Source organism: Candidatus Pantoea symbiotica (assembly GCF_056491525.1).
Genome location: NZ_JBSZHR010000003.1, coordinates 247,026 through 266,288, shown reverse-complemented (window position 1 = coordinate 266,288; position 19,263 = coordinate 247,026). Strand labels below are relative to the sequence as shown.

At 52.6% G+C, this 19,263-nt stretch carries 15 protein-coding genes; 10 read left to right on the top strand and 5 right to left on the bottom strand.

Going from position 1 to position 19,263, the window contains the following annotated elements; translation table 11 throughout:
- On the bottom strand, positions 1-771 hold the full coding sequence (locus ACXIZX_RS22035) for a DeoR/GlpR family DNA-binding transcription regulator (protein WP_479405029.1): 771 nt from the start codon (positions 769-771) through the stop codon (positions 1-3).
- Between the two features lie 124 nt (positions 772-895).
- Here ACXIZX_RS22035 and ACXIZX_RS22030 point away from each other — a divergent pair, with 124 nt between their 5' ends.
- Positions 896-2,059: an MFS transporter gene (locus ACXIZX_RS22030; protein ID WP_479405028.1), complete on the top strand. Its 1,164-nt coding sequence runs from the start codon at positions 896-898 to the stop codon at positions 2,057-2,059.
- Positions 2,056-2,439 (top strand): VOC family protein, encoded by a 384-nt coding sequence (locus ACXIZX_RS22025; protein WP_008106220.1) that lies wholly within the window; start codon positions 2,056-2,058, stop codon positions 2,437-2,439. The genes ACXIZX_RS22030 and ACXIZX_RS22025 overlap by 4 nt, the downstream gene beginning before the upstream one ends.
- A gap of 45 nt (positions 2,440-2,484) precedes the next feature.
- Here ACXIZX_RS22025 and ACXIZX_RS22020 read toward each other — a convergent pair whose 3' ends face one another.
- Positions 2,485-3,477, bottom strand: a complete 993-nt coding sequence (locus ACXIZX_RS22020; RefSeq protein WP_179452610.1) for a sugar phosphate isomerase/epimerase family protein — start codon at positions 3,475-3,477, stop codon at positions 2,485-2,487.
- 215 nt (positions 3,478-3,692) lie between these two features.
- Positions 3,693-4,193, bottom strand: coding sequence for an N-acetyltransferase family protein (locus tag ACXIZX_RS22015; protein WP_479405027.1), 501 nt, complete (start codon positions 4,191-4,193; stop codon positions 3,693-3,695).
- Between the two features lie 176 nt (positions 4,194-4,369).
- Between ACXIZX_RS22015 and ACXIZX_RS22010 the strand changes: the two genes are divergently transcribed.
- From ACXIZX_RS22010 to ACXIZX_RS22000, 3 genes are all read left to right on the top strand, one after another.
- Positions 4,370-7,558 carry an autotransporter outer membrane beta-barrel domain-containing protein gene (locus ACXIZX_RS22010; protein ID WP_479405026.1) on the top strand — a complete coding sequence of 1,063 codons (3,189 nt, stop codon included), beginning with the start codon at positions 4,370-4,372 and terminating at the stop codon, positions 7,556-7,558.
- 154 nt (positions 7,559-7,712) lie between these two features.
- Positions 7,713-8,363 carry a response regulator gene (locus ACXIZX_RS22005; protein WP_479405025.1) on the top strand — a complete coding sequence of 217 codons (651 nt, stop codon included), beginning with the start codon at positions 7,713-7,715 and terminating at the stop codon, positions 8,361-8,363.
- 9 nt (positions 8,364-8,372) lie between these two features.
- Complete coding sequence (locus ACXIZX_RS22000) at positions 8,373-11,978, top strand: transporter substrate-binding domain-containing protein (protein ID WP_479405024.1); 3,606 nt, start codon at positions 8,373-8,375, stop codon at positions 11,976-11,978.
- 38 nt (positions 11,979-12,016) lie between these two features.
- Here the strand turns inward: ACXIZX_RS22000 and ACXIZX_RS21995 are convergent, their stop codons facing one another.
- Positions 12,017-13,204, bottom strand: a complete 1,188-nt coding sequence (locus ACXIZX_RS21995) for an IS4 family transposase (protein WP_479403451.1) — start codon at positions 13,202-13,204, stop codon at positions 12,017-12,019.
- A 135-nt stretch (positions 13,205-13,339) separates the two neighbouring features.
- On the bottom strand, positions 13,340-13,942 hold the full coding sequence (locus ACXIZX_RS21990; RefSeq protein ID WP_479405023.1) for a helix-turn-helix transcriptional regulator: 603 nt from the start codon (positions 13,940-13,942) through the stop codon (positions 13,340-13,342).
- Positions 13,943-14,259: 317 nt separating this feature from the next.
- On the opposite strand from ACXIZX_RS21990, the gene ACXIZX_RS21985 reads away from it, so the two are divergent.
- From ACXIZX_RS21985 to ACXIZX_RS21965, 5 genes are all read left to right on the top strand, one after another.
- Entirely contained in the window at positions 14,260-15,168 is a 909-nt protein-coding gene (locus ACXIZX_RS21985) for a polysaccharide deacetylase family protein (protein WP_479405022.1), read from the top strand.
- Between the two features lie 17 nt (positions 15,169-15,185).
- The gene (locus ACXIZX_RS21980; RefSeq protein ID WP_154183526.1) at positions 15,186-15,593 is read left to right on the top strand and encodes a nuclear transport factor 2 family protein; all 408 of its coding nucleotides are present in this window, start codon (positions 15,186-15,188) and stop codon (positions 15,591-15,593) included.
- Positions 15,594-15,669: 76 nt separating this feature from the next.
- Complete coding sequence (locus ACXIZX_RS21975) at positions 15,670-17,256, top strand: ABC transporter substrate-binding protein (RefSeq protein WP_479405385.1); 1,587 nt, start codon at positions 15,670-15,672, stop codon at positions 17,254-17,256.
- Between the two features lie 71 nt (positions 17,257-17,327).
- Positions 17,328-18,290: an ABC transporter permease gene (locus ACXIZX_RS21970; protein ID WP_479405021.1), complete on the top strand. Its 963-nt coding sequence runs from the start codon at positions 17,328-17,330 to the stop codon at positions 18,288-18,290.
- A 9-nt stretch (positions 18,291-18,299) separates the two neighbouring features.
- Positions 18,300-19,253, top strand: a complete 954-nt coding sequence (locus tag ACXIZX_RS21965) for an ABC transporter permease (protein WP_312666586.1) — start codon at positions 18,300-18,302, stop codon at positions 19,251-19,253.
- Positions 19,254-19,263: the final 10 nt, after the last annotated feature.

Sequence of the window (19,263 nt, the reverse complement as noted above, 5' to 3'; positions counted from 1 at the left end):
CTATACGCTAATCAGCGTGATATCCTCGGCGCGAAACGCATTATAAAATTCTTTGTTAAGTTTCTCTTCTACCACAAGAATGTCGATATCCTCGCAACCGGCTACCGAGAACCGGGCCACGCCGGGAATTTTATCCGCTGTCAGCCCAACGATGGTTTGATTGCTTTGCTTGATGGCGGCTTTTTTGAATTCGCAGTCGGCAAAATCAAAACCCGTCAGCCCGGATTCAGGGCTCATCGCACAGCCACCAATAAACGCCTGGTCGAAAATAATATTTCGCAGTTGCTCAATCGCCGTGTGACCCACGCTGCCGCCACTGTTTTTCTGAATGTGGCCGCCGAGCATGATGACGTCTATTTTCGGGTGTTTTAACAGCGCTGCAGCGATATCGGGAGCATTGGTTGCGACGGTTAAAGAGAGATTTTCCGGTAGCGCCAGCGCCATTGCCAGATTAGTGGTGCTCGCATCAATGAAAATGCAGGTGTCGTTTTTTACCAGGCTGGCACACTGCTGCGCGATTATGTCTTTTGCTGCGTGATTGTGCTCTTTTCGGCTTTGGAAAGAACCCGCTTCAGGTATCAGTAATACCGCACCGCCATACACCTTTTTGCACACGCCTTCTTTACTCAACTCATGCAGATCGCGCCGAATGGTGTGCTCTGAAACCTGCATCTGGGCGGCCAGATCGACGCAAACAACACGGCCCTGGTCGCGCAAAATTTGTCGTATCAGCTCTTGTCGCTGTTCTGGGAAAGCTGCATAATCGAGCATGTAAGTTCCTTAAAAAAACACAACCAATCTATAACGAGCATAATCGCGCAATGGCAAACACAATGTCAATCGCAATGTACCTCTGCAGAAATCATGCTTATTAACCGCTCAAACGAGGAATGAAATGGTTTATAAACCCCAAAGCATCACCCCAAGTCACGCCACACGACTGACGTTCTTTATCGCCGGATTTGTGACTGCGACCTGGGCAGTGATTGTGCCATTCGCGCGCAATAACACCGGCGTTAACGAGGCGATGCTTGGCACATTGCTATTATGTCTGGGCTTTGGTGCGCTAATCGCCATGCCCGTTACCGGATTGCTCACCAGCCGCTTTGGTTGCCGTAGGGTGATCATCGTTGCAATGGGGTTAATCATCCTCAGCACGCCACTGCTCGCTGTGATTGCAGATCCTTTACTGCTTGGCCTGGCTTTGCTGATTTTTGGCGTTGGTGTCGGCGTGACAGATTGCGCGATGAACATTCAGGCTATTCTGGTGGAGAAACAATCCTCAGTTCCACTGATGTCTGGTTTTCACGGCATGTATAGCTTCGGCGGTATTGCCGGTGCCGGCGTAATGACATTGCTGCTGTCGCTGGGAATGACCGTTTTAGCCGGAACGCTGCTGGTGACTTTTGCGGTGATTATCCTCGCCGTGCTCAGCTATCCGGGACTTCTGACCTATGCCAATCCTAAAGAAGGACCGGCCTTCGCCGTGCCGCGCGGAAGCGTACTGCTGCTAGGACTCGTTTGCTTCGCGGTATTCCTGACCGAAGGAACGGTACTGGACTGGAGCGCCGTCTATTTGACCCAGGCGCGAAATATGCCTGAGACGCTGGGTGGACTGGGTTACACCTGCTTTGCCATTGCGATGACTGCGGCCAGGTTGACCGGCGATCGCATTATCTCCACGTTTGGGCGTTTACCTATAGTGTTGACGGGTGCAATCACTGCAGCAATTGGCTTGGCATTGGTCACTTATGTGCCATCGTGGCCGCTCTCTTTGGTGGGCTACGTTTTGATTGGCGCAGGCTGCGCCAACATTGTGCCGGTGATGTTTTCTGCCGTTGGGCAGCAAAAAGTCATGCCGCAGGCTGTCGCGGTGCCAGCAATGACTACCTTAGGTTATCTCGGCGTACTCAGTGGACCCGCAGTGATTGGCTATGTTGCGCACTTTAGTTCTCTGACTTTTGCATTTTCACTGATCATGGCGCTGATGCTGGTGGTTGCGGCATTGTCACTCACGCTAAATCTGGGCGAGAAAACAACCGCGAGGGATAACGCATGAAAATCGCACATGTGGCATTGTGGACGCGCAACTTAAGTGCCCAAAAATCCTTCTGGCAGGATTTTTTTGCCGGGACATCCAATGAACTTTACATCAGCAAAAACCGTCCAGGTTTTCGCTCTCATTTCATCAGTTTGCTCGAAGGTCCAACCTTAGAATTGATGAGTCTTGACGATTTAGCAGCAGGACCTCATGGGAAAGAGCTGACGGGATGGGCGCATATCGCGATTCATGTCGGTTCCAGGCAAGAGGTGGATTCGATGGTTGCCAAAGCAAGCGAGCAGGGGATTTTAGTCAGCCCGGCCCGAACCACCGGCGATGGCTTTTACGAAGCCATCATTCGCGATCCGGATGGTAATCTGATCGAGATTGTCGGATGAATCTAAACGCGCAGCCAGAACCTATCAGGCTGCGCGTTTAGATGCTTATTGTTCTATGCTGGTCAGCAGCGCATTCTGGATAATTCTTTGCGCTTTCAGTGGGTTTTGCTCGCGCTGTGCTTCCTGTAATGCGGCGATATCCAGCTTATCCAGCGCGCGATAGATATGCTTGAGGAAACGAATTGAGAGATTGGCAGCTTCTACATGATCTTCGCGGAACGGGAATTGATCGAGTTGCCATACGCCGTCCCAGTTGTTGATCTTCAGTACATAGAAGAACTCAAAAATCTCGGTCATGTGCACTGTGCCCACCACCAGATCATCATCCCAGCCGCGCAGGTTGTCGTTGACGTCCATGCCAAACAGGCGGCCGCGATCGATAATCAGCTGGGCGGAATCCGCTGGCGACTCCCCAGCAAACAGCGCATGACCGAAATCCAGTAATACGCCGACGTTATCCAGGCCAATATCCTCGATGCCAAGCAGAGTACGCGCGGCCGAATCCCAGGTCATTTTCACGCGCGGTTCACGCGGCTTGTACTCAATAGCAAATTTGACGTCCGGATTGGCGCTCGCCAGTTCGCGCATGCCATCCACCGCCATCTTCCACAAGTTTTTATGATCGACCTGGAACGGATAATCCCAACCGTCCTGACCTGGCCAGACTTTCACGTAGTTAGCGCCCAACTCACGCACCACGGTGGCCGCTTCATGCATCAAATCAAACGCCTGTTTACGAATGGCGGCATCTGGATTGGTGAAGGCACCGCGTGAGAAGCGGCGCAGATAGATTTCCGGGGTCACGCCAATCGCTTTCAGTCCGGCATCCGCTAGCGCTTGTTTCACCTGCGCGACCGTTACGCCTTCGGTAAACGGATAGGGCACATCAACGTAGGAAAGGTCTTCAACGCTGCCAGCGAGTTTGATCTGATCAAGGGTGCTGAGCGCCGGTCCGTAACCGTCTACGGCGTAACGATCGATATAGTTGGCAAAGTGCCACAAGCCGGCACCGAATTTCGGATACGTATAGGAACTCATTCGACCTTCTCCTCAGATGATTGCATTCGTGAATATATATTCACATTGGATTATATATTCCATTCTGCGCCTCGATATGCGCACTTAACCAGCAATCAATGGAGAAAATGCAACCACAATCACACAAAATTTGCTCGCAACCGTAGGGTCGCCATTAATGACGACCTGGATTTGTGCGCAATTTGAAAGCAAAGGGGAAATCAAAAAAGAAAGGACTAACCAATAAACGAAAATACCGAATAACTCTTTCCCGAGAAATCAAACTCAGCAACCACGCTCATGCCCATATTCTCATGCGCTTTAAGTGAGGCGACATTATCATTGCGAATAAACAACACACCTTCTTTTCCTGCCACACGTGGACGTAGTGCAGCGAACATCTGTTTAGCTAATCCCTGATTTCGTGCCTCACTACTGACGCAAATAGGGCCATATAAAAATGCGTTATCGCTGCCGGAATAACTGGCGAGCATAGCTTTAATAATCGGCATGTCAGCGTTTTTGGTTAATGTCGAGGTCATTAAAAATCCCAGCACCTTATCGCCAGAACGTGCAACGATCACCGGCATTTCAGCCATCATCTCAGCAATTATCGATTCTGGAAGAGCAGCGGAGAGCGTGCCGTTATTGGCAGCGAGATTCTGTTCCTGTAAGTACGAAATTCCCTGGATATCTCGGCTTGTCCCGACACTTATTTCAATTGCATTAGTGTTCATATCAATCCTTTAATGGCGTTCATTTTTTAAGAATCGTCCGATCGGAAATGTCCTACAAACCTATAGGACGCGTCAGACTAATCCTTCCAGTGCGACTTCCTTATAGTCCTCTTCAACAAAATCCTGCATGCCTCATACCGTTGCGAGGCGCTAGAAAATAGAGAAGAGAAACTGGAATGAATAAAGTTTATCGCGTTATCTGGAATAGTTCACAGCGTTGCATGGTGGTGGTTTCTGAACTCGCGAATAGTCGCGGCAAAAGCAACAATACTGCCGGTATTATTCCCGCAGTCGTTCGATGCCCAAAAATGCTGCAGCTGATAACGGCTGGCGGATTATTGGCAGTCAGCACCGCAGGCTATGCATCCAATCCACAGGTTGTTGATAACACAACGGCAACTTTCGAAGGTGAAACCGTCATGACTGCGCGAGCCGAGTCGGCGATGATCGTTAAGGGCTCAGCCGCTAACGCTATTTTTGATAATGGATTTATCAGCGCATCTGCGCCTACGGCGAACGCTGTGCAAGTGCAGGATGGCGCGACTTTTGATGTTCGTAACAGCACCATGCAAACGTTCCAGACGCCTACGATGACGGTTTTGGGTGGCTCAACAGCGAAAATAGCCAATAGTGAGCTATCAACTATCTCAGGATCTGCGGCTTTAATTGTCGGAGAAAATAGTACGGTAACTGGCAATGACGTGCGCATCACCAGTAGCAAAGATGGCATGTTAGTTGACAATGCCAGTGTGAAAATCAGTGGACTTAATATTCACGCAACGGGTACCGGCGGCGGTACAAACACAGCAATCACGGCCACCAACGGCAGCAACATCGATCTTAATACGGCGACGTTGTTGACTGAAGGTGTTGGCGGGCATGGCATCTATGCCAGTGCTAGCGATATTAGTGCCACCAATATTGATATTACGACGACCAATGCCAGCGCACGTGGCGTACTGGCAACAGGTAATGAGACTCACGTTACGTTGAACGGGGGTTCCATCAACACGCAGGGTGCCAATGCTCATGCTATTCAGGCAACTCTGGGCGCGTCCGTTGATGTCAGCAATATGGATCTTACGACAACCGCAATGCGACAGGCTGGCGACAATGGCGCTGCAGCTATTTATGCCGATCGCGGTGCTTCTGTAAAAGCCGATTCCCTCAATCTAACCAGCGCAGGCAATGCCATCTGGATTAACAACGCGCGCGTCGATGCTAACAATCTGCACATCACGCAGAAATATGACGCATACGGTCCGATGATTTGGGGCCTGGCGAGCTCGCAACTGAATCTGACGAATAGCGTGTTAACGCTGGGTGAAGGTATGTCAAAGTCGCAGGGTATCTATGTTGATGCTGGCACGGCAAACCTTGACGGTGTAACTATCACCGGTAACAGCGGCGGCACCGGCATTACCACCCGTTACAATGGCACCTTGCATGCCAACAATCTTGATATCGCCATCAATAACGCCGACAACGACTATGCTGCAGGACTTTATCTCAGCCGTGGTTCAAGCCAGACCACTGCAAATGTTAGCAACTCTAAAGTAGTCGTAAACGGAAGCAATGCGGCTGGTATTCGCTCTGACGTTGGCGCGGTGCAAACGGTGAATCTCACCAACACCTTGATTGCCTCAGATAACGTGGCAGCCAAAGCCGATGCGAGCTCCGCGCTGCTCATCAACGCCGATGCTTCGACACTTACGGGCAAAACGCTGATTCAAGGCGGCACAGCCAACAGCACCAATGCTGTTGTTGGTTTTATTCGGCTGAATGCCACCAATGGTTCACAACTGTTGGGCGATGCGGCAATCGACAAGCTTTACACCCGCGATAGCCTGATTGCGCTGGACAATGCCTCAGCATGGCAAGGTGCGGCAAAAGGCTTGCATCAACTGACGCTGGATAACGGCAGCCAATGGGCAATGACTGAGGATTCTGATGTCGGCAGCATCAACCTGAAGAACAGCCAAATCGTCTTTATGCACAACGATAGCGGTTTCAGGGAGCTAACCGTAGACGGTGATTTTAATAGTGACAACGGTACGCTGGTAATGAACAACGTGCTGGCTGGCGATGACTCGCCGCACGACCAGTTGGTGGTAAACGGCAATACATCTGGCAACACGCAGGTTGTGATTAACAAAGCGGGCGGCAACGGTGCGCAGACCTTGCAAGGTATCGAACTGATTTCTGTTGCCGGTGAATCAAATGGCGAATTTAACCAGCAAGGGCGTATCGTCGCAGGTGCCTATGATTACCATCTGCAACGTGGAATCGACAGCAACAGTAAGAACTGGTATCTAGTGAGCGGCGAAACGCCGGTTACTGCACCCGATCCCGATCCGGTAGGCGGCGATGGCGACATTGGCGGCCCAGTAATCACGCCTCCGCCAGCAGGGAAAATGACGCTACGTCCTGAGGCCGGTAACTATATTGCTAACATCGCAGCCTCCAATACGCTGTTCAACCTGCGCCTGCACGATCGCGGCGGTGAAACACAGTATGTTGATACCGTTAGCGGCGAGAAAAAAGTCACCAGTCTGTGGATGCGTAATCTGGGCGGCCATCAGCAGGTGCGTGACAGCTCCGGGCAGCTGAAAACCGAAACCAATCGTTATGTCCTGCAACTGGGCGGCGATCTGTTAACCACGGACAATCTGCACATTGGCGCTATGGCGGGATATGGCAACGCGCGCAGCAACACCGATTCGAACGTGACCGGTTATCGTTCTCAGGGCCATACCACCGGTTATAACCTTGGCGTTTACGGCACCTGGTATCAGCAGCCTGAACAGCAAACCGGCGCCTATGTGGATAGCTGGTTGCAGTACAGCTGGTTTAATAACAGCGTCAATGGCGATCATTTAAGCGCCGAGCGCTATCAGTCACGTGGTTTCACCGCCTCGCTGGAAAGCGGTTATAGCTGGAAACTGGGGCAGGACAGCTATAACAACAGCTACTTTATCGAGCCTAACGCGCAGTTTATCTGGATGGGCGTGAAAGCTGATGATGTGACTGAAGCCAACGGTACGCGCGTCACTAGTCAGGGCGATGGCAACGTGCAGTCACGTTTAGGTGTTCGCGCCTCAATGAAAACAGCGGGCGAAAACGGTCAGACGGTGTTCAAACCTTATCTGGAAGCCAACTGGATCAATAACAGCAAAACCTTTGCCACCTCGCTGGACGGCGTGAAAGTAAGTGCGCAAGGCGAGAAGAATATTGCTGAGCTGCGTGTCGGTGTTGATAGCCAACTGCGTTCTAACCTCAATTTGTGGGGCAGCGTTGGCCAGCAGGCAGGTAATAATCACTATCGTGATACCAGCGCGGCGATTGGTGTGAAATTGAGCTTTTAATCGCAATAATGCTCAGCAACGTACCGGGTGAATTTCACCCGGTTTTTTCGCTGACAGCAATAGTTGTGAAATCCAGGTTAATCTTAACGGTAATAGATGCGGTTAATGTTTGATTGCAAAGGGGCTAATGATGGCCGTACAGGATAGGCTGGGCATGTCGGGAACCAGCAAAATAGTGACGGCGCTCATTGTCGACGATCATCCGGTGGTACGAACAGCGGTGGAAATGTTACTCACGCGAGAGAACATTGAGGTGGTTGGCAAAGTTGCAGATGGCGCTGAAGCACTGCAGATGATGCGAAATTTACAGCCGGATCTGGTGATTCTTGATATAGCTATTCCTACCATCAATGGACTTGAAGTGATTACCCGTGCTCGGGCCGCCAGTATGGCAGTTAAAATCCTGGTGTTTACTTCTCAGAGTGCCGCTTCGTTTGCTGGCCGCTGTCGCCGAGCCGGCGCGTCGGGTTTTGTGGAAAAAACGGAAACCTTAGAAGACTTACTGGATGCCATTCGCGCCGTGCGAGCGGGATACACCTTTTTCCCGGCTGAAGATTTCCTGCAGGTTGAGACGTTGCAAGCTTCATCGCATACGGAGAGTGAAAAACTCGCCACGCTTACCGATCGCGAAATGATGGTGCTGATCTACCTCGCCAAAGGTTATAGCAACATCGAAATCGCCAATGAACTGACGTTGAGCAATAAAACCATCAGTACCTACAAAACCCGATTGCTGACGAAACTCGGTGTCAAAACTCTGGTAGATCTGATTGTTATCGCCAACCGCAATAATCTGGTGGGCTAATCGCGCGTTATGGCTAACTCCCTGAAAAAAATCGGTCTTGCTCTGCTGCTGTTTACTTCATGCTATGTGCTGAATGAAGCGATGGTCTCCGCCGCCGAGCAGGTTTTGAACCTCAAACTGCTGAGCCGTTCTCCCCAGCTCAATCATCTTCCGTCACAAGGTTTTAATGCAGAACAGCAGCAGTGGCTGGCGACCAAACCGCAACTCACCGTTGGCATAGCCAGGCCTTCATATCCACCTTTTACCATCATCAACAATCATGCGGAACTGGAAGGGATCACGGCAGACTATGTGGGACTTCTGGCGGCCATCATCAATAAACCGGTAAAAATCCGTCTGTTTTCCAGTCAAAAAGCGGCGGAAGAAGCCCTGAACGCTGGCACGGTGGATTTGCTGGGTTCCGTCACCCAATTTGATAATGATGGCAACAAGGTCGTGCGCACTGAACCTTACGCAAGCGAACAGGCGATTCTGGCGATGCGCAGCAATAACAGCCGCACCCTAAGCAGTGATTTGGCAGGCGAACATATCGCGATGGCCAGCGGTTATCTGCCACTGGAATGGGTTCAGCGACAATATCCGCTGGCCAGTATCCAAACCTATCCTAGTTATCAGCAAGCCATTGGCGCGGTGGCGTTTGGTGATGCCGACGTATTCCTTGGCGATCTTTATCCGATCAGCCGAAATTTTATTAATAATATTCGCGTGGTTAACTTCGCCGATTTCCCGGCCAAAGATCTCGCGTTTGGCGTGCGATCGACTCATCCGCTTTTGCAGCAAATCGTTAATATTGCGCTGCAGGAGATTAACAATGAAGAGCGATTAAATATCCTGCAGCGATGGCATGTAGGCCGCAGCGCCAGTGTATTAAATCAGCAGATATTCCAACTGAGTGATGCAGAAAAACAGTGGATAAAACAACACAACAAAGTGCGTGTCGTCGCCATTGATGGTTTTGCGCCGCTGACCTTCACCGATGACGAGGGTAATTATCGCGGCATCACCGTCGATATGCTGGCGCAAATTCGTCTGCGCACCGGACTCGATTTCGAAATGGTGAGCGCGCGTGATGTCAGCGAAATGCAGGCCATGTTGAAAAATAATCAGGCCGATATGATTGGTGCATTAACGCCAAGCACAACTCGCAAAAATGACCTGATGTTCAGTCGCGCCTATTTTACCAGCGCCTTCGTGATGGTGGTGCGTCAGCAGCCCAATGCCGCGCGTAACCTGAATGAGCTCAATGGTAAAAAGCTGGCAGTAATCAATGGCACCGGCATGGCGACCTATATTCGCAGTCGCTATCCGTTGGTAAAACTGGTCGATGCCGCCAGTGCCAGTGATGCGCTGGCGATGTTGAATCGTGGCGATGTCGATGCCGCAGCCAATACGCTCGCTAATTCGGAATATCAAATCGCGCGTTATTATCGTAATCGCATGCGCATCAGCGCCACGCTGAATGAATCGCCGGCGTTTCTCTCGTTTGCCGTGCCGCCGCAATCACCAGAACTGCTGAGCATTATCGATAAAGTAATGCTCAGCATTCCGCCAGATGAAATGGATGTCATCGGCAATCTGTGGCGTCCGAATAACATGGTGTCGTCAGATAATTTCTGGCGCGAGAATCGCATCTTTATTTACAGCGCTGCGGCATTCGCCACGGCGCTGATCTTAGTGTCATTGCTTTGGGCTATTTGGCTGCGCCGGCAGATTCGTATCAAAATACGCGTGCAACGCGAGTTGAACGATCAGCTGGAATTCATGAACGACATGATTAACGGCACGCCGAATGCGACCTATATCCGCGATGCCAGCGGCACATTAACCCAATGTAATGAAAGTTATCTGCAATTTCTCAATGCCACGCGTGAACAGGTGATTAATCAGTCGCTATTTAAACGCGATGTTTTTCACGATAAGCAGCAGAACACCCAATATATTCAGGACTTTTATCAGGTGCTGAGCAGCGGCACGCCCATCTTTAAAGATCGTACCTTTGTGCATGCTTCCGGTGCGGAGAAAACGATTTTTCACTGGCTGCTGCCTTACCGCGATGCCAGCGGAAATGTGAAGGGCGTTATTGGCGGCTGGCTGGATGTCAGTGAGCGTCGCGTATTACTTGAAGCGCTGAACGAGGCCAAAGAGCAAGCCGAGGACGCTAACCGCGCCAAAACTCAGTTCCTCTCAACCATGAGTCATGAGATTCGTACGCCGCTCAATGCGGTAATCGGCATGCTGGAAATGGCGCGGAAATCAGCAGATAAAAATCGGGTTGATCATCAGGCGTTAGACGTCGCTTTTAGTTCGGCGAATGAGCTGGTGGAGCTGCTCGGCGATATTCTCGACATCGCGCGCATTGAAGCCGGCAAATTAACGCTGCAGCCAGAGCGTTGCAACGTGCAGGCACTTTGTCAGTCGGTGGTGCGCGTGTTTTCCGGCATGGCGGCGCAGAAAAACCTCGATCTGCACCTATCTGTCGATCCGCAAACCGGGCCTGCGCTGTGGCTCGATCCGCTGCGTTTTAAGCAGATCCTCTCCAATCTGATTGGCAACGCGATCAAGTTCACCGCCAGCGGCAGCGTGAGTGTGGATGTCAGGCTGACACATCATGAACGTTGGCAGATTACCGCCACCGTACGCGACACCGGAAAAGGCATTTCTCTGGCCGATCAGCAAAAACTGTTTACGCCGTTTAGTCAGGTGGGACAAAACGGTGAGCAGGTAAAACGTGGCACCGGTTTGGGTTTGACCATCTGTAAGACACTCTGTGAAAAGATGGATGGCGATATTCAGCTGCACAGCGAACTGGGTAAAGGCAGCGAAATTGTGGTGCGCGTGATGGCGGATGCGCTACCGGATGACATCGCTGAGGCCACGCCGATTGCTGAGCTGCCCGCCGAGCATAGCAGCGTTCCGCTACGCATCCTTATTGTTGATGATTCCAGCGTTAACCGTCTGCTGTTAACTCGTCAGCTGCATTTCCTCGGTCATCAGGTGATTGAAGCGGAAGAGGGCGCGCAGGCGCTGGCGGCATGGCACCAGCAACCCTTTGACGTGGTGATCACCGATTGCCGCATGCCGGTGATGGATGGTTATCGACTCGCACAGGCGATTCGTCGTGAAGAGCAGCAGCGGGATCGGTCACGTTGCATGGTTTTAGGTTTTACCGCCAACGCCTTGCCGGAAGAGCGCGATCGCTGCCGTGAAGCCGGCATGGATGGCTGCCTGTTTAAACCCAGCACCTTGCAGGATCTGCAAAACTGGCTCGGTAAGGGCGTGCTGCAAAGCGCGAATGAGGGAGTATTACAGCTGGCGGCGGGCGATGAACAGTGGAGCGCGCAATTACGGGCGGAATTAATCGAAAGCTATCAGCAGGATATCGTGGCATTGACGGTCGCGCTGAGTAGCGACGATCGCGAGCAACTGCGTGAACTGGCGCATAAGATTAAAGGCAGCGCTGGCATTACCGGTGCGAGCGCGCTGGTAGCGAAATGCGTTGCGCTAGAAGAGAACTGCGAGGATGAATCGATTTCGCGTGCCGTTTTGTCCGCATCAGGGCGCGAACTGCTAGCGGAAATTCGGCTGGAGATCGCGAAGAACGGTGGTCGCCATTAATGGCGACCCTACAGGCTGAGGGATCCCCAGGAATATCGTTAATACACATATACGATATTCCTGTAACTCGCTGATAGTTCGGCTCGCACCGTTTCTATATCCAGCTGACTGATCCCTGCCGGGTTGTGCCTTATCGCATTTCTTGCCAGCGTAAGGTATGACAGTACTCGCCGGTGTTGCACCGTGTTCGCCTGATAAAACCGGTGCTCGCCTTTGCTTTCAAGCGCGTAGCCCATCAGCCACAGTAAGATGCTGCACAGCGTCGACAGCAGGTTCAGCACTGACATCCTTTCCACACTCCGGCTGAAGCTGCTTCTCAGCCCCATACCGTAACGTTCACTCTTTTCATCCCGGAAGTTCTGTTCTATCTGCATTCTCCGGCTGTAAAGCTTCATTACCGTCCGTGGCTTCAGCTCCGCATCGCTGGTAAACAGCACCCACGGCTCACGGGCCAGGCGACTCTGGTTTGCCTCTTCGCGCGTGTAAAAAAAACGATCCCGGCTTTTCTTTCCGTGACGATTTTTGGGCGCTCTCTTATGAACGTGCACGAAGCCGTAAGCCGGTGATTTTTTATATCGCGTCAGCCGGGCCGCACCAGCACAGCGCGGCGTTGTGCCGGCTTTTAGCTGACCCGGCGTTACCCACTCATCCGTTCCGGCCAGCTTCAGAACGCCGTTGCCCCTGAGCCGGCCGATGAAGTGCCATCCGTGCGACTGAACGCGGTTAAACCACTCGCGGCGGAACCCGGCATCGGTGACGATGGTCACTTTCCTGTCTCCCATACACCCGGCCAGTTCGTCCAGAAAGCGGTTCTGAAGGTCGGGATTTCCCAGCTTATCGCCTTCTGCGATGAGGCTCAGCAGCGGGATAGCGCGTCCGTCCGCCAGCAGGCTGGCACGCAAAAGGCTGAAGGACTGAGTCGGCCAGGCGCTCCAGTCCACGGCAATGACGCACTCCTTCATGTCCCGGATAAGCCAGCAGATAATGTCGCGTGACAGCGCGGGCACCTCCCGGTGGAGGGCAGCATTCCCCATAAGGCGGTCAACGCGTTTGATTTTGTGCTTAACGCGGGCATCGCCCGCAAGAGAGCGACCAATGCTGGTCAGATTGAGGGAAGCACCGCGGGTCAGGGAAATCGTCATATCAGTGAGGGCGTTACGACGATACTGATGGGTGCTGGCTAAAGATTCCCGTAAAAATTTATGGCAAAATGCGGAAGCAGGCATAGTGGCGATCTTATTTTTTGTTGGCGCAATAATTAGATCATTTTTCCACTGTGCCTGCTTCGTTTTTGTGGGGATTCATCAGCCCTACAGGTTTTCGTAGGGTGCGCATTCATGCGCACCTTCATACACATGAAATTATAATTTCGCTTGATAACCCATACGGCTTAACCGGCTGAATAACTCTTTATTATTGGCGCAATTGAGCTTGCGAATAATACTTTGCCGGTGATGGCTAATGGTTTTACAGCTGAGATGCAGTTTATGCCCGATATCGGTGAGATTGCTGGTTTGTCCTAGCATGCGCAATAAGCCAAATTCACGCGGTGAAAGGGTTTGTTTGGTGCGGCGAACTCCCACCGCAAATTCCGCAGACGACGGCAAACCTAATACAGCATCTGAAAGTTGCTTGAGGCTGCACTTTTTCGGCAGAAAGGTAACGCCAGGCAGCACGCCAACCACATAGCTGATTACCGCTTTCTCATGCAGATCGGTCAGCACGATAATTCGCGTTGCCGGAGATGAACGCTGCACTTTGAGTAGCAGCTCGGTGAAGTACTGCACATCGCGGCCATAAGCGGTTAATTCGCTAATAAGCACATCGGTTCCTGTCACTTTGCTTAACGCTACGTCCACATCGTCACTATCAATATTTTTAATCTGAATGAATTTCCCGGCAAAGTAACGTGAAATCCCTTCGGTAATCCATCTGTTATTGTCTATCAGCGTTAATGACAACATAGTTATCCCCATCCTTATTATGCTGCTATTAAAGCGCGATGGCGGCGCGATAAATATCGGACAGGGGAAGGGAGGTTTGTATGAAATTTCCTAAATTCTTTTTTGCGCATTTTTAGGGCAGATGCTGCACCAACAGCTCACCTTTTACTCTTTTTCCTACGTACCTGACCCCGCAAGTCTCAAACCAAAGAAAGAAAATTCCGATGAAAAACCCACGAATTCCTCGCGTTAAGAAATATTGCTAGCAATAAAGCTAGAGTGGCATATCCCTTGCTTTACTTCTGACATCGCAAGATGTGTTCATTCAGGAGGCCGTTATGTCATCGCCGCAGGTTTTGTGGGATATCGCCAGCCACCAGCGTTACGCCTACAGCTCAATCGAACATCAGGTATTGCCCGTCTGGCCCAAAGGCAAAGGTCTGGCGCTGTATATCGCCATGAATCTGGAGCATTTCGCGTTTGGCTTGCCGGAAGGCGCCAAGCTGTCGCAAGGGGCGAATCGCCTCGACGTGCTGAACTATGCGTGGCGCGACTATGGAAATCGGGTGGGCGGTTGGTATCTGGCCGATCTGTTTGCCGAACTGGCTATTCCGCCAGCGGTGATCGCCAACACAGCGATCATCGATTATTGCCCACAGTTGCTGGATCGCTGGATAAGCCTGCCCGGTAGCGAACTGATCGGTCACGGTCATACCAACTCGCAGCGTCAGGGCGAACTGAGTCGTGAAGATGAGTTTGCGCTGATCGCCCGCTGCCAGCAGCGACTCACCGAATACCAGCAACGTCCGGTAGCGGGTTGGCTGTCGCCGTGGATCTCCGAAAGCCACGACACGCCCGACTTACTGCGCCAAAACGGCTTCAGCTACACGCTGAACTGGGCGCATGACGATCGTCCGGTTGCATTGCAAACTTCGCACGGCGATCTGCTGTCGGTGCCGTATCCACAGGAGATCAACGACATTCCCACCATCATTCCTAACGGCACCTCGATTGAAAACTTCTGCAGCATGATCGAAAGCCAGTTCGCCGAGATGAAACTGCGCGCCGAACAGCGCCCGCAGGTGATGGGCATCGCGTTGCATCCTTACATCGTCGGTCAGCCGTTCCGGCTTCATCATTTACGCCAGACGCTAAAGAACATTATCGCGCAGTGCGAAGACGTATGGATTACCACGCCAGGCGAGATCGCCGCGCATTCACTGAACGTAACCAACAAAGTCGCCTGATATCACTGGAGAACAGCATGACCGCAGCACTAACAGCAGTAGAGATCGTGAAAGAGTTTCTGGCGGCGTCGATGGCGCCGGATCCAGACCGAGCCGCAGCGCTGATGGCAGCGGATGTGGTCATCACTTTTACCGGCAAGCGCGTAATGCCCACCGTGCATGGCGTCACCGCGTTTAACGCCGGGCGCTATCAATGGGTGAAAAAGCAGTTGGGCGAGTTTGACTGGATGGAGAAAAGTCCCGGTCATGTGGTGGTGTACTGCACCGGCTTTCTTTATGGCGTTTGGCCGGATGGACGTGAATTCGCCGGTAATCGCTATCTCGATCGTTATGAAGTGATTGCAGGGCGCATTACAAAAATGGATGTGTGGAACGATAGCGCCGAGTGGATTCTGACGCCAGAGCTGAATCAGTCACCACGTTAATAACAAACAAATCAACTGGCATTGGCTTTGCATGCATTGCTAGCAATAACCTTAGCAAACTAATGAGAGATCAATGATGAAGCAACTTTTTCTGTCGTTGTTAGTAGCAGGTTCGTTAGGTGTGGTCAGTCACGCGGCGCTGGCGGAGAACGTGGTGCGCTGGGCAACCGATGCCGATATCCCGACGCTGGATCCGGATGCCTACGCATCCACCAAAGCGCTGACCTTTCAGAATCACATTTATGAATCGCTGGTGCAGCGCGATAACGATCTGAAAATCCAGCCGTGGCTGGCGCTGAGCTGGCAGCAGATCGATGACACCACGCTGCGCTTCAAACTGCGCGAAGGGGTGAAATTTCATAATGGCGACGAGCTGACGTCAGAAGATGTGGTGGCGTCGGTAGCGAGGGTTACGGATCCGGCTTCGGGTATTCGCGCCAACGCCTCAACCATTAAAGACGCGGTGGCGGTCGACAAATACACCGTGGATATTCATCTGGTGAAGAAAACCGGCATCGCCATCAACGAGCTGACCGGCGTGATGATCATGGATAAGAAGTGGCTCAGCGAGCATAACGCGCTGAAGCCTACCGATATCAGCCAGGGCACGGAAGGTTACGCCACCAACAATACCAACGGTACCGGGCCGTTTATTTTGCAGAGCCGCCAGCGTGATACGCAGATGGTGCTGGTTCGCAATCCCAACTGGTGGAATGCCGCTGCCGGCACCACCAATATCGACAAAATCATTTTCAAACCAATCTCATCCGATGCCACGCGCCTCTCTGGCCTGCTGGCGGGTGAATACGATTTGGTGACCTCGGTGCCGTTGCAGGATATTCAGCGTCTGCAAAACAATCCTGCCGTGCAGCTGCAGGTGAGCCCGTCATTACGCGTTGATTATCTGGCGCTTAATATGCGCGACACCCTGAATGCCAAAAACGCCAAAGCGGAGAACCCGCTGAAAGATATTCGTGTGCGTCAGGCGCTATACATGGCGATCAATCGCGAGGCGATCACGCAAAAAGTGATGCGCGGTCTGACTAAACCGACCAACAACTATCTGGCGCCGGATATTCCGGGTTATGACGCTAAGGCGGGCGTGGATTTTCCGTACGATCCGGCTAAGGCCAAAGCGCTGCTGACGGAAGCCGGTTATCCGCAAGGCTTCAACCTCAACTTTGATTGCCCGGAAGGCACTTACATTAACGCCGCGCAATGGTGCCAGGCGGTGCAGAGTTACTGGTCGAAGATTGGCGTGAAAGCCGCGCTGAATGTGCATCCGGCCAGCGTCTATGACCCGATTCTGGTCAATGGCCGCACGGATGTCGGCGTGCTCGGCTGGGCCAACCTGCCGATCATGGATCCTTATAGCGTGGCGGTACAGCTGCTGCACACCAGTAACGGGAAAAGCCTCGGCACCTTTAACATCCCGCGCTACAGCAATCCGGCGGCGGATAAGCTGATCGACGACTCGGTCGGCGAGCTGGATAACACCAAGCGCATTGCCATGCTGAGCCAGGCCGTCGCGCTGGCGAATAAAGATCTGCCTTATCTGCCGATGCACTTTGAACCCACCGTTTGGGCGATGAGCAAAAAACTGACGCTGAAACAGACGCCAGATAATGTTCAGCGCCTGTGGTACGGCAAGGTCAGCAACTAAATCTGCCTGGTCATGCACCTCAGTTAAGCGTAAATCGGTCGCCATAAATGGCGACCCTTCCGGAGGCCGTTATGGTGTTTTTTGTGCGCAAGTTACTGCAGGCATTTATGTTGCTGGCGGGTGTGGCGCTGCTCTCTTTTATTCTGTTTCAGTATCTTGGCGATCCGGTGGCCAGCATGCTGCCGGAGAGCGCCACAGAGGTGGAGCGTGCCGCGCTACGCACCAGTCTTGGCCTCAACGATCCGGTGATTGTGCAGTTCTGGCACTACATCACGCGCCTGCTGCACGGCAACTTTGGCATCTCCTATTACAACCAGGTTTCGGTGTTTCAGCTGATCATGGAGCGCCTGCCGGCCACGCTGGAACTGGTGTTTGTGTCGGTGGTGATGGCGATGGTCATCGGCTTTCCGCTCGGGGTTTGGTCGGCCATCAGCCGCAACAAACTGCTGAAAGAGGGCGTGCAAATCCTTTCACTAATTGGCGTTTCGCTGCCGTGGTTCCTCACAGGCATCATCCTGATTATCGTGTTTTCGGTGTGGCTCGGCTGGTTTCCCTCCAGCGGTCGCGGTGAAGTGGTGAAAATCGGCTTCTGGAGCACCGGCTTTCTCACCGCATCTGGTTGGCACTCGATCGTGCTGCCGGCGCTTTCGCTCGGTTTGTCGATGGTAACCATCATCATGCGTCTGATTCGCACCGAGATGCTGGAAGTGATGAAGTCCGATTACGTCAAATTTGCCCGCGCGCGCGGCATTGAAAACTATCGCATCTGGTTTCGTCATGCGCTGAAGAACGCGCTGCTGCCGGTGGTAACGGTAATTGGTTTACAGATTGGCGGTTTGATTGCCTTCGCCATTGTGATTGAAACCGTCTTCCAGTGGCCGGGCATGGGCTTGCTGCTGATTCAGTCGATCAATTTCGTCGATGTACCGGTTCTTTCCGGCTATCTGCTGTTTACCGCCCTGATTTTTATCGTGATCAACACGCTGGTTGATCTGTTGTATTACCTGATCGACCCGCGCATGCGGGCTCAGTAAGGAGTTGCCATGATTAACGATAATGTCCCGTTACGCCGTCGTACCCGCCTGGCTCAGCAGTGGCGCGCCTTTACCGATAGCGATCTGCTGTGGCTGTTCTGGCGCAGCAAAAGCACGGTGGTGGCCTTCACTTGCTGCCTGCTGATTTTGCTCTGTTCGCTGACCAGCCACTGGATTGCGCCACACAACGTGTTCGATACCACCACGTTTGACCTGATGGATTCGGAATTGCCGCCATCGTGGATGAGCGGTGGAGACGCGCGTTTCTGGCTGGGAACCGATGTGCAGGGGCGCGATATTCTGTCGCTGATGCTCTACGGCCTGAATATCTCGCTGATTATTGGCGGGATCAGCGTGCTGTTATCGGTGGTGCTCGGCGTGGCGCTGGGCGTGTTAAGCGGCTATTTCGGCGGCTTAGTGGACACGCTGATCATGCGTTTTGCCGATGCGATGCTGAGCATTCCCACCATTATGTTCACGCTGCTGGTCAGCGGTGTGGCGCGCGTGGTGATCCCAAAAGAGCTGATGGGGCACTTTGCACCGGCTATTCTCACCGGCGCGATTGCGCTAACCGGCTGGATGCAATACGCCCGCACGGTGCGCGGCTTGACCATGCTGGAGAAAGGGCGCGAATACGTGATGGCTTCCCGCATCAGCGGCGCCAATCATCTGCACATTATGCTGCGCCACATCGTGCCGAACGTGCTGCGTCCGGTGCTGGTGATGGCAACGCTGCATCTGGGCGTGGCGATTCTGACCGAAGCGACGCTCTCATTTCTCGGCGTTGGCATGCCGCCGGATCAACCTTCGCTAGGCACCTTAATCAATGAAGGCAATCAGTATCTGTTCTCCGGACAGTGGTGGATTGTGGCTTTCCCTGCCGCGCTGCTGGTGATCCTGTCTCTCTCATTCAACATGCTGGGCGATTGGTTGCTGGACGCCCTTAACCCGAAATTACGTTAGGAGCCTCAGG

What these genes read in the sequence shown, in the direction of transcription:
- ACXIZX_RS21980 (WP_154183526.1), top strand. Translation starts at nt 15,186, where the DNA reads ATGACCGCAGCACTAACAGCAGTAGAGATCGTGAAAGAGTTTCTGGCG.
- ACXIZX_RS21985 (WP_479405022.1), top strand. Translation starts at nt 14,260, where the DNA reads ATGTCATCGCCGCAGGTTTTGTGGGATATCGCCAGCCACCAGCGTTAC.
- ACXIZX_RS22000 (WP_479405024.1), top strand. Translation starts at nt 8,373, where the DNA reads ATGGCTAACTCCCTGAAAAAAATCGGTCTTGCTCTGCTGCTGTTTACT.
- ACXIZX_RS22015 (WP_479405027.1), bottom strand. Translation starts at nt 4,193, where the DNA reads ATGAACACTAATGCAATTGAAATAAGTGTCGGGACAAGCCGAGATATC.
- ACXIZX_RS21995 (WP_479403451.1), bottom strand. Translation starts at nt 13,204, where the DNA reads ATGCCTGCTTCCGCATTTTGCCATAAATTTTTACGGGAATCTTTAGCC.
- ACXIZX_RS22005 (WP_479405025.1), top strand. Translation starts at nt 7,713, where the DNA reads ATGTCGGGAACCAGCAAAATAGTGACGGCGCTCATTGTCGACGATCAT.
- ACXIZX_RS21990 (WP_479405023.1), bottom strand. Translation starts at nt 13,942, where the DNA reads ATGTTGTCATTAACGCTGATAGACAATAACAGATGGATTACCGAAGGG.
- ACXIZX_RS21970 (WP_479405021.1), top strand. Translation starts at nt 17,328, where the DNA reads ATGGTGTTTTTTGTGCGCAAGTTACTGCAGGCATTTATGTTGCTGGCG.
- ACXIZX_RS22030 (WP_479405028.1), top strand. Translation starts at nt 896, where the DNA reads ATGGTTTATAAACCCCAAAGCATCACCCCAAGTCACGCCACACGACTG.
- ACXIZX_RS22020 (WP_179452610.1), bottom strand. Translation starts at nt 3,477, where the DNA reads ATGAGTTCCTATACGTATCCGAAATTCGGTGCCGGCTTGTGGCACTTT.
- ACXIZX_RS22025 (WP_008106220.1), top strand. Translation starts at nt 2,056, where the DNA reads ATGAAAATCGCACATGTGGCATTGTGGACGCGCAACTTAAGTGCCCAA.
- ACXIZX_RS21975 (WP_479405385.1), top strand. Translation starts at nt 15,670, where the DNA reads ATGAAGCAACTTTTTCTGTCGTTGTTAGTAGCAGGTTCGTTAGGTGTG.
- ACXIZX_RS22010 (WP_479405026.1), top strand. Translation starts at nt 4,370, where the DNA reads ATGAATAAAGTTTATCGCGTTATCTGGAATAGTTCACAGCGTTGCATG.
- ACXIZX_RS22035 (WP_479405029.1), bottom strand. Translation starts at nt 771, where the DNA reads ATGCTCGATTATGCAGCTTTCCCAGAACAGCGACAAGAGCTGATACGA.
- ACXIZX_RS21965 (WP_312666586.1), top strand. Translation starts at nt 18,300, where the DNA reads ATGATTAACGATAATGTCCCGTTACGCCGTCGTACCCGCCTGGCTCAG.